The sequence below is a fragment of the Pseudomonas sp. SZ40 genome, assembly GCF_052958135.1.
The window spans coordinates 345,107-357,408 of the sequence record NZ_JBQWIF010000001.1 but is presented as its reverse complement, the minus strand read 5'-3'; the positions used below and the strand labels follow the sequence as shown (position 1 = coordinate 357,408).

The 12,302-nt window shown below is 61.1% G+C and carries 15 protein-coding genes; 9 read left to right on the top strand and 6 right to left on the bottom strand.

Features of this window, described 5'->3' with window-relative positions; genetic code table 11:
* The first annotated feature begins 20 nt into the window (after positions 1–20).
* The 5 genes from pyrC (at position 21) to bfr (ending at position 3,786) form a co-directional block, all read left to right on the top strand.
* On the top strand, positions 21–1,067 hold the full coding sequence (gene pyrC, locus ACT9T4_RS01660; protein WP_179538816.1) for a dihydroorotase: 1,047 nt from the start codon (positions 21–23) through the stop codon (positions 1,065–1,067).
* The gene (gene rnt / locus ACT9T4_RS01655; protein ID WP_042552036.1) at positions 1,064–1,738 is read left to right on the top strand and encodes a ribonuclease T; all 675 of its coding nucleotides are present in this window, start codon (positions 1,064–1,066) and stop codon (positions 1,736–1,738) included. Before pyrC ends, rnt begins: the two co-directional genes overlap by 4 nt.
* A 5-nt stretch (positions 1,739–1,743) precedes the next feature.
* The gene (gene argC / locus ACT9T4_RS01650) at positions 1,744–2,676 is read left to right on the top strand and encodes an N-acetyl-gamma-glutamyl-phosphate reductase (protein WP_499115195.1); all 933 of its coding nucleotides are present in this window, start codon (positions 1,744–1,746) and stop codon (positions 2,674–2,676) included.
* A gap of 216 nt (positions 2,677–2,892) precedes the next feature.
* Entirely contained in the window at positions 2,893–3,111 is a 219-nt protein-coding gene (locus ACT9T4_RS01645) for a bacterioferritin-associated ferredoxin (protein WP_042552038.1), read from the top strand.
* 204 nt (positions 3,112–3,315) lie between these two features.
* A complete protein-coding gene (bfr, locus tag ACT9T4_RS01640; protein ID WP_042552039.1) occupies positions 3,316–3,786 on the top strand; it encodes a bacterioferritin in 471 nt (156 codons plus the stop codon).
* 271 nt (positions 3,787–4,057) lie between these two features.
* Here bfr and fpr read toward each other — a convergent pair whose 3' ends face one another.
* Positions 4,058–4,837: a ferredoxin-NADP reductase gene (gene fpr / locus ACT9T4_RS01635; RefSeq protein WP_042552040.1), complete on the bottom strand. Its 780-nt coding sequence runs from the start codon at positions 4,835–4,837 to the stop codon at positions 4,058–4,060.
* A gap of 120 nt (positions 4,838–4,957) precedes the next feature.
* Here fpr and ACT9T4_RS01630 point away from each other — a divergent pair, with 120 nt between their 5' ends.
* Positions 4,958–5,884 (top strand): LysR family transcriptional regulator, encoded by a 927-nt coding sequence (locus tag ACT9T4_RS01630; RefSeq protein WP_042552041.1) that lies wholly within the window; start codon positions 4,958–4,960, stop codon positions 5,882–5,884.
* Here ACT9T4_RS01630 and ACT9T4_RS01625 read toward each other — a convergent pair.
* Together ACT9T4_RS01625 and erdR are read right to left on the bottom strand one after the other, a co-directional pair.
* On the bottom strand, positions 5,881–6,246 hold the full coding sequence (locus tag ACT9T4_RS01625) for a diacylglycerol kinase (RefSeq protein ID WP_042552042.1): 366 nt from the start codon (positions 6,244–6,246) through the stop codon (positions 5,881–5,883). The two genes, ACT9T4_RS01630 and ACT9T4_RS01625, sit on opposite strands and share 4 nt — an antisense overlap.
* An 85-nt stretch (positions 6,247–6,331) precedes the next feature.
* A complete protein-coding gene (gene erdR / locus ACT9T4_RS01620) occupies positions 6,332–6,982 on the bottom strand; it encodes a response regulator transcription factor ErdR (protein WP_042552043.1) in 651 nt (216 codons plus the stop codon).
* Positions 6,983–7,127: 145 nt separating this feature from the next.
* Here erdR and ACT9T4_RS01615 point away from each other — a divergent pair, with 145 nt between their 5' ends.
* Positions 7,128–8,030: a DMT family transporter gene (locus ACT9T4_RS01615; protein ID WP_499115191.1), complete on the top strand. Its 903-nt coding sequence runs from the start codon at positions 7,128–7,130 to the stop codon at positions 8,028–8,030.
* On the opposite strand, the gene ACT9T4_RS01610 is transcribed toward ACT9T4_RS01615, so the two are convergent.
* Complete coding sequence (locus ACT9T4_RS01610) at positions 8,011–8,724, bottom strand: tRNA-uridine aminocarboxypropyltransferase (protein ID WP_499115189.1); 714 nt, start codon at positions 8,722–8,724, stop codon at positions 8,011–8,013. The genes ACT9T4_RS01615 and ACT9T4_RS01610 overlap by 20 nt on opposite strands.
* 260 nt (positions 8,725–8,984) lie before the next feature.
* Here ACT9T4_RS01610 and ACT9T4_RS01605 point away from each other — a divergent pair, with 260 nt between their 5' ends.
* Both ACT9T4_RS01605 and ACT9T4_RS01600 read left to right on the top strand, forming a co-directional pair.
* The gene (locus ACT9T4_RS01605; RefSeq protein ID WP_042552046.1) at positions 8,985–9,386 is read left to right on the top strand and encodes a quorum-sensing-regulated virulence factor family protein; all 402 of its coding nucleotides are present in this window, start codon (positions 8,985–8,987) and stop codon (positions 9,384–9,386) included.
* Positions 9,387–9,463: 77 nt separating this feature from the next.
* Positions 9,464–10,537, top strand: coding sequence for an LOG family protein (locus ACT9T4_RS01600; protein WP_042552047.1), 1,074 nt, complete (start codon positions 9,464–9,466; stop codon positions 10,535–10,537).
* Between the two features lie 219 nt (positions 10,538–10,756).
* On the opposite strand, the gene recX is transcribed toward ACT9T4_RS01600, so the two are convergent.
* Together recX and recA are read right to left on the bottom strand one after the other, a co-directional pair.
* On the bottom strand, positions 10,757–11,221 hold the full coding sequence (gene recX / locus ACT9T4_RS01595; RefSeq protein ID WP_499115186.1) for a recombination regulator RecX: 465 nt from the start codon (positions 11,219–11,221) through the stop codon (positions 10,757–10,759).
* A 9-nt stretch (positions 11,222–11,230) separates the two neighbouring features.
* Complete coding sequence (gene recA, locus ACT9T4_RS01590; protein ID WP_042552049.1) at positions 11,231–12,274, bottom strand: recombinase RecA; 1,044 nt, start codon at positions 12,272–12,274, stop codon at positions 11,231–11,233.
* Positions 12,275–12,302 lie beyond the last annotated feature (28 nt).

Sequence of the window (12,302 nt, the reverse complement as noted above, 5' to 3'; positions counted from 1 at the left end):
GCCCCCGCCTGGAAGCCTCAATGACCGACCGCATCACCCTGCTGCGTCCTGACGACTGGCACATTCACCTGCGCGATGGCGCGGTACTGCCGCACACCGTGGCCGATGTCGCCCGTACCTTCGCCCGCGCGATCATCATGCCCAACCTGGTGCCGCCGGTGCGCAACGCCAGCGAGGCCGTTGGCTACCGCCAGCGCATCCTCGACGCGCGGCCAGCCGGCAGCCAGTTCGAGCCGTTGATGGTGCTGTATCTCACCGATCGCACCAGCGGTGACGACATCCGCGCAGCCAAGGCCAGCGGCATCGTCTATGCCGCGAAGATGTACCCAGCCGGGGCGACCACCAACTCCGACTCTGGCGTGACCAGCCTGGACAACATCACAGGCGCCCTCGAGGCCCTGGCAGAAACCGGCATGCCGCTGCTGGTACACGGCGAGGTCACCCGCGCCGAGATCGACGTCTTCGATCGCGAAAAAGCCTTCATCGACGAACACATGCGTCGTCTGGTGGAACGCTTCCCGACCTTGAAAGTGGTATTCGAGCACATCACCACCGGTGATGCCGCCCAGTTCGTCAAGGAAGCACCGGCCAACGTCGGCGCCACCATCACCCCCCAGCACCTGCTGTACAACCGCAACCACATGCTGGTCGGCGGCATTCGTCCGCACTTCTATTGCCTGCCGATCCTCAAGCGCAACACGCACCAGGAAGCGCTGCTCGATGCAGCCACCAGCGGCAATCCGAAGTTCTTCCTGGGTACCGACTCGGCCCCCCATGCGCAGCACGCCAAGGAAAACGCCTGCGGCTGCGCTGGCTGCTACACCGCCTATGCGGCCATCGAGCTGTATGCCGAGGCCTTCGAGCAGCGTGGCGCGCTGGACAAACTGGAAGCCTTCGCCAGCCACTTCGGCCCGGACTTCTACGCTCTACCACGCAATACCGACACCATCACCCTGGTGCGTGAGTCGTGGAACGCACCGGCCAGCCTGCCATTCGGCGAGCAGACGGTAATCCCCTTGCGCGCGGGCGAATCGCTGCGCTGGCGTCTGCTGGAGGCAGGGCAATGAGCGAAGAACAGTACGAAGACGACCAGGATCAGCCGAGCAGCAGCGGCCCGCGCCATCCCATGGCAGCGCGCTTTCGCGGCTACCTGCCGGTCGTGGTGGATGTCGAGACCGGCGGCTTCAACAGCGCCACCGATGCCCTGCTGGAGATCGCGGCCACCACCATCGGCATGGACGAGAGCGGCTACCTGTATCCGGATCACACGCATTTCTTCCGGGTCGAGCCGTTCGAAGGCGCCAATATCGAACAGGCGGCCCTGGAGTTCACCGGCATCAAGCTCGATCACCCGCTGCGCATGGCGGTGAGCGAAGAGCACGCGCTGACCGAGATTTTCCGCGGCCTGCGCAAATCCCTGAAGGCCAATGGCTGCAAGCGCGCCATTCTGGTCGGCCACAACAGCAGCTTCGACCTGGGCTTCCTGAATGCCGCGGTCGCTCGCTGTGACCTCAAGCGCAATCCCTTCCACCCCTTCTCCAGCTTCGACACCGCCAGCCTCGCCGGCCTCGCCTACGGGCAGACCGTGCTGGCCAAGGCGTGCCAGGCCGCTGGCATCGAGTTCGACGGCCGTGAAGCCCACTCCGCCCGCTATGACACCGAGAAGACCGCCGAGCTGTTCTGCGGCATCGTCAATCGCTGGAAGGAAATGGGCGGCTGGGAAGATTTCGACGAGTGAGTGCCATGAAAAAATATCAGATCTTCATCGATGGGCAGGCCGGCACCACAGGCCTGCAGATTCGCCAGCGGCTGGCCAACCACCCGCAGATCGAAGTGGTCACCATTGACCACGACAAACGCCGTGACGTAGAGGCCAAGCTCGAGCTGATGCGTTCGGTCGACGTGACCGTGCTGTGCCTGCCTGACGATGCGGCTAAAGAAACGGCTACTCAAGCTCGTGAAGTCGGCTGCCGGGTGCTCGATGCCAGTTCTGCACACCGCACCGCCAGTGACTGGGTGTTCGGCATGGCCGAACTGGCCAAGGGCCAACGCGAGGCCATCGCCAAGGCCGCCGCCGTGAGCAACCCTGGCTGCTACGCCACCGGCGCCATTCTGCTGCTGCGCCCGCTCATCGAAGCGGGCCTGCTCGGCTCCGATCGCGAACTGTGCATCAACGCCGTATCCGGCTACACCGGTGGCGGTACCAAGATGGTCGAACGCTATGAGCAGGAAGGTGCGCCGGTCTACGCAGCCTACGGCCTGGGCTTCGATCACAAGCACATTCCGGAGATCCAGCACTGGAGCGGCCTGCAGGCACGCCCCATCTTCCAGCCAGCGGTCGGTAGTTACGACCAGGGCATGCTGGTGATAATCCCTCTGCAAGGCAGTAACGGCGTCGAGCTGCAAAAAGCCCTGAGCGATTATTACCGGGGCGAGCAGTTCGTGCAGGTTCTGCCCTACAACGAGATCCCTGCCGATTCGGCGCCGTTCATCACGCCCCACGGCCTGAACGGTAGCAATCGCGCCGAGTTGCAGGTGTATGGTGCGAGCGACGGCAAGCAGGCCCTGCTGGTAGCCAAGCTCGATAACCTCGGCAAGGGCGCCTCGGGTGCTGCGGTGCAGAACCTCAATATCATGCTCGGCCTCGATGAAGGACTGTGCACGCAGATCGATTGAGCCCTGCCTGCGAATGAAAAACCGGCCTCGTGCCGGTTTTTTATTGGCCCTCAGACCGATCCGAAAACCACGCATACGGATTCTGGGCCTCGCGAGACTGCCGCTCATCCAAAGTTACCGATGTGAGCCAATCAAGAGTCGGTTTATCTTTGACACGCATTCTCATTAACATTAGTATCCTTCGCCATCAGTCTCAGCCAAACGACGGGCCAAGCCATGTACGTCTGCCTCTGCGAAGGTGTCACCGACGGTCAGATCCGCGAAGCAATCTATGAAGGTTGCTGCAGCTACCGTGAAGTCCGTGAAACGTTGGGCGTTGCCAGTCAATGTGGCAAATGTGCGTGCTTGGCCAAGCAGGTCGTTCGCGAAACACTGGGCGAAGTGCAACAAAGTCAGGTGGCGATGACCTACCCAGGAAATTTTGTTGCCGCCTAAATAGGCCGTTTTTCGAAGAACCGGATCTCGTATCCGGTTTTTTTATGCCCATAATTCAATGAGTTAGCGCCAAGACGCATAACTTAAACATTCGTATTTATATTTATTTTCACTTATATTTCAATAACTTACGTTTGACAGTCTTATTTTGCAAGCCCAGAATTCGCCATCGGTTACTCATTTCCAGGCAGGACGGGCTCCACCATGAAAGGCGACAAGACAGTTATCCAGCATTTGAACAAGATCCTTGGCAACGAGCTGGTAGCGATCAACCAGTACTTCCTTCACGCTCGCATGTATGAAGACTGGGGCCTGACCAAGCTGGGCAAGCACGAGTACCACGAGTCCATCGACGAGATGAAACACGCGGACAAGCTGATCAAGCGCATCCTGTTCCTCGAAGGCCTGCCGAACCTGCAAGACCTGGGCAAGATCCTGATCGGCGAAAACACCCAGGAAATGCTCGAATGCGACCTGCGGATCGAGCACAAGGCGCACATCGACCTGAAAGCGGCCATCGCCTACTGCGAGAGCGTGGGCGACTATGCCAGCCGTGAACTGCTCGAAGACATCCTCGAGTCCGAGGAAGAGCACATCGACTGGCTCGAAACTCAACTCAGCCTGATCAAGGCCGTTGGTCTGCAGAACTATCTGCAGTCGCAGATGGAAGAGTAAAGGTCAGCTGCAAACAAGAACGGGAGCCAAGGCTCCCGTTTTTTTGTGCTCGAATTAAATATTAGAGGCATAAAAAATCCGGAACGCCTTAGGCGCTCCGGATTTTTTGATACTGAATCGAGGAGCTTGCGAGCTAGAGCCATGCAAGGGCTAGGCGCCCCCACAAAAGCAAACGAAAAAGCGGCCGGGGTCGCGGGCGACTGTACTTCTGTACATGAGCATTTTGAGTTTGCTTTCAACGCCGCAGGGCCGACGCGCAGCTGCTCCTAACTCACTTCTCGACGAAGGCGCGCTCGATCAGATAGTCACCTGGCTCACGCATGCGCGCGGAGATCTTCAGGCCGAAGCTGTCGAGCACTTCGCTGGTCTCGTCGAGCATGCTGGGGCTGCCGCAGATCATCGCACGGTCGTCCTGCGGGTTGATCGGCGGCAGGCCGATGTCCGCGAACAGTTTGCCACTGCGCATCAGGTCGGTCAGACGCCCCTGATTCTCGAACGGCTCACGTGTCACGGTCGGGTAGTAGATCAACTTTTCCTTCAGCGCATCACCGAAGAATTCGTTCTGCGGCAGGTGCTCGGTGATGAACTCACGGTAGGCCACTTCGTTGACGTAGCGAACACCGTGAACCAGGATCACCTTCTCGAAGCGCTCATAGGTTTCCGGGTCCTGGATCACGCTCATGAAGGGCGCCAGACCGGTGCCGGTGCTGAGCAGGTACAGATGCTTGCCAGGGTTCAGGTCATCCAGCACCAGCGTACCGGTGGGCTTCTTGCTGATGATGACTTCGTCGCCTTCCTTGAGGTGCTGCAACTGCGAGGTCAGCGGACCATCCGGCACCTTGATGCTGAAGAACTCCAGGTGCTCTTCCCAATTCGGGCTGGCGATGGAATATGCGCGCATGAGCGGGCGGCCGTTTTCCTGCTGCAGGCCGATCATCACGAACTGGCCATTCTCGAAGCGCAGACCCGGATCGCGGGTGCACTTGAAGCTGAACAGCGTGTCATTCCAGTGGTGAACACTGAGAACGCGTTCGTGGTTCATGTTGCTCATGTACGGGCTCCTAAAAACTTCAGACGCGCTGATTCTTAAGCGCAATTGCGCGGCATTCTAATCGCGGCCACAATATCTGTTAAATGAATTATCAAGATATAGGTTATCGGTTATATAGATATGCGATTTACTCTCCGTCAACTTCAAGTGTTCGTCGCCGTCGCCCAGCAGGAGAGCGTATCCAGAGCCGCTACCCTCCTCGCCCTTTCCCAGTCGGCAGCCAGCACCTCGATTACCGAGCTGGAGCGGCAATCGAGCTGCCAGCTGTTCGACCGGGCCGGCAAGCGCCTGAGCCTCAACGCCCTGGGCCGCCAGTTGCTTCCGCAGGCCGTGGCACTGCTGGATCAGGCCAAGGAAATCGAAGACCTGCTCAACGGCAAATCCGGTTTCGGCTCACTGGCAGTGGGCGCGACCCTGACCATCGGTAACTACCTGGCGACCTTGCTGATCGGCGGCTTCATGAAGGTCCACCCGGAAAGCCAGGTGAAACTCCACGTCCAGAACACTGCGCATATCGTGCAACAGGTCGCGCATTATGAAATTGATCTGGGTCTGATCGAAGGGGACTGCAACCATCCGGATATCGAGGTGCAGAGCTGGGTTGAAGATGAGTTGGTGGTGTTCTGCGCCCCTCAGCATCCCCTTGCGCAGCGAGGCCACGCGAGCATCCGGGAGCTGAGCGGCGAAGCCTGGATTCTCCGCGAACAGGGTTCCGGCACCCGCCTGACCTTCGACCAGGCCATGCGTCACCACTCCGACGCCCTGAACATTCGCCTGGAGCTGGAACACACCGAGGCGATCAAGCGTGCCGTGGAGTCGGGCCTGGGCATCAGCTGCATCTCGCGCCTGGCACTGCGCGACGCCTTCCGCCGCGGCAGCCTGGTGCCGGTGGAGACCCCGGATCTGGATCTGCGCCGGCAGTTCTATTTCATCTGGCATCGGCAGAAATACCAGACCGCAGCCATGCGCGAATTTCTCGACATGTGCCGGGCGCTGACGGCAGGTATCCGCCGCAGCGACGAGATCGTGCTGCCCGAGGTGCGCTAGCCCAGCAGGATGATGCCCCAGACGCTGGCGATCAGCGTCAGTGACACCAGTTGCGCGGCGCTGCCCATGTCCTTGGCGCTCTTCGACAAGGGATGCAGGTCGAGGGAAATGCGGTCGATGGCCGCTTCGACGGCGGAGTTGAGCAGCTCGACGATCAGCGCCAACAGGCAGGCGGCGACCATCAGGGCACGTTCGCCACGGCTGACGTCGAGCAGCAGTGCCAGCGGAATCAGAACGACGTTGAGCAATACCAATTGGCGGAACGCCGCTTCGCCGACGAAGGCGGCGCGCAGGCCATCCAGCGAATAGCCGGCGGCATTGAGAATACGCTTTAACCCGGTTTGTCCTTTGAATGGCGACATGACAGCGAACCGCGACAGGAAAAGGCCGGCAGGGTACGCCAGAGGCCGAAAAAAATCCCGCACAATCGGTTGCCCAAGCACCTGCTCAGGCGGCGGGCACAGACTCCAGTTGTTGCAGAAGCAGTGCCGCCTGGGTGCGGGTGCGCACGCCGAGCTTGCGGAAGATCGCCGTGACGTGAGCTTTCACCGTGGCTTCGGAAACACTCAGTTCATAAGCGATCTGCTTGTTCAGCAGGCCTTCGCAAACCATGGTCAGCACGCGAAACTGCTGTGGCGTCAGGCTGGCCAGCCCCGCGCTGGCCGCCTTGGCTTCGGACGACAGGCTGATGGCCTCATCGCTCTGCGGTGGCCACCAGACTTCACCGTCGAGCACCTGGCGTACGGCTTGCTGGATCACTTCCAGCGAGCTGGATTTGGGAATGAACCCGCTGGCGCCGAACTCACGGGAACGTACCACCACGGCAGCCTCTTCCTGGGCGGAAATCATCACCACGGGAATCTGCGGGTACTGGCCGCGCAACAGCACCAGCCCGGAGAACCCATAGGCACCAGGCATGTTGAGGTCGAGCAGCACCAGATCCCAATCGGTTTTCTCCGCCAACCGGGCTTCCAGCTCGGCGATGCTGGCCACTTCGACCAGTCGCACGCCAGCACCAAGCCCCATTGTCAGGGCTTGCTGCAGCGCACTGCGAAACAGGGGGTGATCATCAGCTATCAGGATTTCGTAAGCGACCATGGCATATCCTGTTCTTTTTATAGGCAGGCCGTATCACGGATTACAGCGGGGCGTACGGCACCCACCAGAATGCCCAGCGCAGACGGGGTGGTCAAGCGCGAAGCTTTGCGGCAAAGTCTGCGCCCTTCTCGCCAGGATGCCGACGATGCCCAACCAAGCGCTGCGTGCCGATCTGCTGATGTTGCTGACCGCCATGATCTGGGGCTCTTCGTTCGTGGCCCAGCGCCTGGGTATGGATGCCATCGGCCCCTTTCTCTACAGCGGCCTGCGCTTCGCTCTGGCCGTGGTCGTGCTACTGCCATTGCTGATGCTGCTGCGTCGGCGCAGCAAACAGCCCGCGTCGCCCTTGAGCCGTCCGCTGCTACTCGGCGGCTGCCTGATGGGCGCGGTACTGGCACTGGGCATCAACCTGCAGCAGGTTGGCCTGCTGTTCACCAGCGTCACCAACTCGGGCTTCATCACTGGGCTCTACGTGATCGTGGTGCCGCTACTCGGCCTGATGCTGGGCCACAAGACCGGCATGGGCATCTGGCTGGGCGCTTCGCTGGCAGTGGTCGGCATGTTCCTGCTGAGCGTCGGTGACGGCTTTCAGGTCGCGTCCGGGGACTGGCTGCAACTGGCTGGGGCATTCGTCTGGGGGGTGCACGTGCTGTTGGTGGGGTTCTTCGCCACACGTCACGATGCGCTGCTCCTGGCCCTGGTACAGTTCGTCACCTGCGCGCTGATCAGCCTGGCGCTGGCGCTGATCTTCGAAGACCTGCCAGGCGCCGAGATCGCCCAGGCCATGCCAGCGATTCTGTATGGCGGCATCTTCGGCGTGGCGGTGGGCTTCACCCTGCAGGTGGTGGCGCAGAGACACGCGATTGCCTCCCATGCGGCGATCATCCTGTCGCTGGAAGCCGTGTTCGCGGCCATCGCCGGTGCCCTGCTGCTGGGAGAATCGCTGTCGGCACGGGGCTATTTCGGTTGTGCGTTGATGTTCGGTGGCATGTTGCTGGCTCAGCTCTGGCCGAAACCGTCCGCTTCCGTTATTGCAGAAAGGCCTTGAGACGCTGGTGCAGCTCGTTTTCCAGGTCCACGGCGCGGGGTGCCTTGGATGCCAGATAATGCTCGCTGAAGACATCCAGATAGGCATTCAGGGCGTCGGCGGCGTGTTCATCGCCCGCCAGTTCCAGGCACAACGCCGCAACCTCGGCGGTGCACAGGTGATCATCGCGCTTGGAGCGGCGCAGCCGATAGCGTGACAAGGCCTCCGGCTGCAGGCTGAGTACCGGCAACGTATCGAGATACGGACTTTTGCGAAACATCTTGCGTGCCTGGGTCCAGGTCGCATCGAGCATCACGAACAATGGCCGCTTGCCCGCGCCCACTTGCACGGAGCTCACCACCCGCTCGGCCTCGGCATATTCGCCCGGAAAGACCAGATACGGCTGCCACTGGGGCTCGCTCAGCAACGCGGGCAGCAGCGGATCGACCTCGGTACGCGACCAGCCGAAGGCCGAGGTATCCGCGACCACATCGGCGATCAGCCAGCCGGTATTGCTCGGTTTCAGCGCCTCGACGTCGTGCATCAGCAGACATACCCCGGCCTTCGCCGACACCTGTGGACGCCAGGCACACAGGCAATGGCTGCGCGCCAGACGACAATCCGGGCAGCGCTCGGCCCGCGAACCCCTGGCCAGGAACGGCTTGACGCTACGCGCCAGGCGCGCGGCACGCAGTGCAGCAACGGCGTGGCTCATGAGCGTTTGCCCGGACGAGCAGAAAACAGCGGATCGAAGGCAGAAAAGGGCATGGCCATCTGGAGTCGCGTAACGAAGGGCGCGTAGTCTATCAATTGCGCCAGCACCACGTTGGACTTCGACGGCAAGATAGATCACCAATCTCCATGCAGCGCCCAGGATTGGTAACATCCATCCATTGCCCGTCGATGCACCTCGCCAAAGCGAACATAAAGAGAAGAGCCGGGTCTATTACCGCTTACCGTCTTCAGGAGTCAGCCATGCAGCGTTTCGCCCTTTCCGCCCTACTCGTCAGCCTTCTCGTCCCGACGGCGCATGCTGCTTCGCTAAAAGGCTACGAGCTGACGCAAACGCTGGAAAAAGTGGCTCGCGAAAGCAGCGTCGGCACGCCCCGCGCCATCAACGAGGACATCCTCGATCAGGGGTATACGGTGCAGGGCAACGAGCTGATCAACCACCTCAGCGTTCGCCCGGGGCACGCCTCGCAGATGCGCGGCAACCCCGACACCGTTCGCGCGCAGCTGGCCAACAGCGTGTGCGCCAACCCCGGCTTCCGCAAGCTGCTGGCCAGCGGAGCGGTACTGCGCTATGACTTCAGTGAAATCCAGAGCAATCGCCCAGTCACCACCGAACGCTTCAGCAAGTCCGATTGCCGGCTGTAAGCCAGGTACCCAGTGACAAGTCTCGAGGCGCCTCGGCACAGGTAACCCAGGGGGCGCTGACGAAAAGGAGAAGCGCTATGGATGATCACGCGAACGCCCATCTTTCCCGTCAACCGCCAGCTACCGGCACCGAGCTGGCGGACAGCCTCGACGAGCTGGCAGCTCGAATAACGCCACCAGACAGCCCCAACCTCGCGCTGTACCGGGAAATGCTCGCCACCGTGGCCCGCATGGCCCAGGCCGACCGCAACCGCTGGGACGCCAAGATCATGCTGCAGACCCTGCGTGAGATGGAGCGTGCCTTCAGCGTGCTGGAACGCTTCCGGCATCGCCGCAAGGTTACCGTATTCGGCTCTGCCCGGACCCAGCCCGGCCACCCGGTATACGCCCTGGCGCGCGACCTGGGCGCGACCCTGGCCCGCCACGACCTGATGATCATCACCGGCGCAGGCGGTGGCATCATGGCCGCGGCCCATGAAGGTGCCGGCCGTGAAAACAGCCTGGGTTTCAATATCACCCTGCCCTTCGAGCAATCTGCAAACGCGACCATGCAAGGCAGCGACAACCTGCTGTCGTTTCACTTCTTCTTTCTGCGCAAGCTGTTCTTCGTCAAGGAAGCCGACGCCCTCGTGCTCTGCCCCGGCGGCTTCGGCACCCTCGACGAAGCGCTGGAAGTCATCACCCTGATCCAGACCGGCAAGAGCCCACTGGTACCGGTGATTCTGCTGGACGAACCCGGCGGCACGTTCTGGCAGGGCTTGCTCGACTACATCCAGCAGAACCTGGACAGCAACGGCTACATACTCGCCAGTGACATGAACCTGATGCAGCTGGTGCATGATGTCGACGAGGCTGCCGAGGCCATCGATCGCTTCTACGCCAACTTCCACTCCAGCCGCTGGCTGAAGCAACAGTTCGTTATTCGCATGCACCACCCACTGACGGATCGCGCCCTCGAGCAGCTGAATCTGCACTTCAGCGATCTGTGCAAGAGCGGCGATATACAGCAGCAGCTCAGTGGCAGCGTGGAAACGGACGGGCCGCAACTACGCGACAAACCGAGACTGACCTTCGCGTTCAGCGGTCGTAGCGCCGGGCGGTTGCGTGAATTGCTCGATGTGATCAACCTGCCCCAGAATTGGCTGACCTGAGCGCAGGGCGGCTCAGAGCCTTCTGCTCGTCGTCTTTTCGACGAATTTCCCGCAGCAATGGCGAGGGAGTGGCGGAAGCGGGCATGAATCTGGTGGCCTGAAGCCCACCCTACAGCGGGTGCGCACAGGTAGTGTGGTGGGCTTCAGCCCACCGATTGGAGTGATTGGATGGTTCCCATGCGAAATCCGAGCACCGCTGCCTGCCAATGGCGAGCGTTGTCAGTCGTCGAGCGAACCGCGCATCAGTTGCCCGACCAGATCCATTGGATAGCCGCGGTAAACCAGAAAACGCATTTGCTTGGCCCGCTCACGGGCATCGGTCGGTAGCTGCCCGGCAAACTTGCGTTGCCAGGTTTGTTGCAGGCCATCGCGCCAGTCGATACCGCTGTCACGCAGTGCCTGTTCGATATCGGCACGGGCAAGGCCGCGCTGGGAAAGGTCGTCACGAATGCGCTGCGGGCCAAAGCCCGAGCGCGCCCGATAACTGATGAAGCTTTCCAGATAACGTGCCTCGCAAAGCAGCCCTTCTTCGCTCAAGCGGTCGAGAGCGGCCTCGATATGCTCATCGCTGGCGCCGCGCTGTCGCAGTTTGCGCGACAGCTCGACCCGGCCATGTTCACGGCGCGCCAGCAGATCCATGGCGGTATGACGCACCGCTTGCACGTTATCCAGTATCACGGCCACGAGCTGGAATCAGAGGTCGACTTCGGCGTCGACTTCAGCGCCCGAATTGGCTTTGACGGTAGGGCTGACAACGAGCAACTTCTCGCGGATCAGGCCTTCGATGGCGCGGCCCACTTCCGGGTTGTCTTCCAGGTACTTGGCGGCGTTAGCCTTGCCCTGACCGATCTTGTTGCCCTGGTAGCTGTACCAGGCACCGGCTTTCTCGACCAGACCCTGCTGTACGCCCAGGTCGATGATCTCGCCGTTACGGTAAATGCCCTTGCCGTACAGGATCTGGAACTCGGCCTGGCGGAATGGCGGTGCCACCTTGTTCTTGACCACCTTGACGCGAGTTTCGCTACCGACCACTTCGTCGCCTTCCTTCACGGCGCCGGTGCGACGGATATCCAGACGAACCGAAGCGTAGAACTTCAGGGCGTTACCACCGGTAGTGGTTTCCGGGCTACCGAACATCACACCGATCTTCATGCGGATCTGGTTGATGAAGATGACCAGGCAGTTGGCGTTCTTGATGTTGCCGGTGATCTTGCGCAGCGCCTGGGACATCAGACGAGCCTGCAGGCCGACGTGCATGTCGCCCATCTCACCTTCGATTTCGGCCTTCGGTACCAGTGCCGCCACGGAGTCGACGATGATCACGTCGATGGCGTTGGAGCGCACCAGCATGTCGGTGATTTCCAGTGCCTGTTCGCCAGTATCCGGCTGCGAAACCAGCAGGTCGTCGACGTTGACGCCCAGCTTGCCGGCATAATCCGGGTCCAGTGCGTGCTCGGCGTCGACGAAGGCACAGGTGGCGCCCATGCGCTGCGCTTCGGCGATGACCGACAAGGTCAGGGTGGTCTTGCCCGAGGATTCCGGGCCGTAGATTTCGACGATGCGGCCTTTCGGCAGACCACCGATACCCAGCGCGATGTCTAGGCCCAGAGAGCCAGTGGAAATGGCTGGAATCGCCTGACGATCATGGTCGCCCATGCGCATCACCGCGCCTTTGCCGAACTGCTTCTCGATCTGGCCCAGTGCAGCCGACAAAGCGCGCTTCTTGTTCTCGTCCATTACATTCCTCACGTGATCAGAAGGGCCT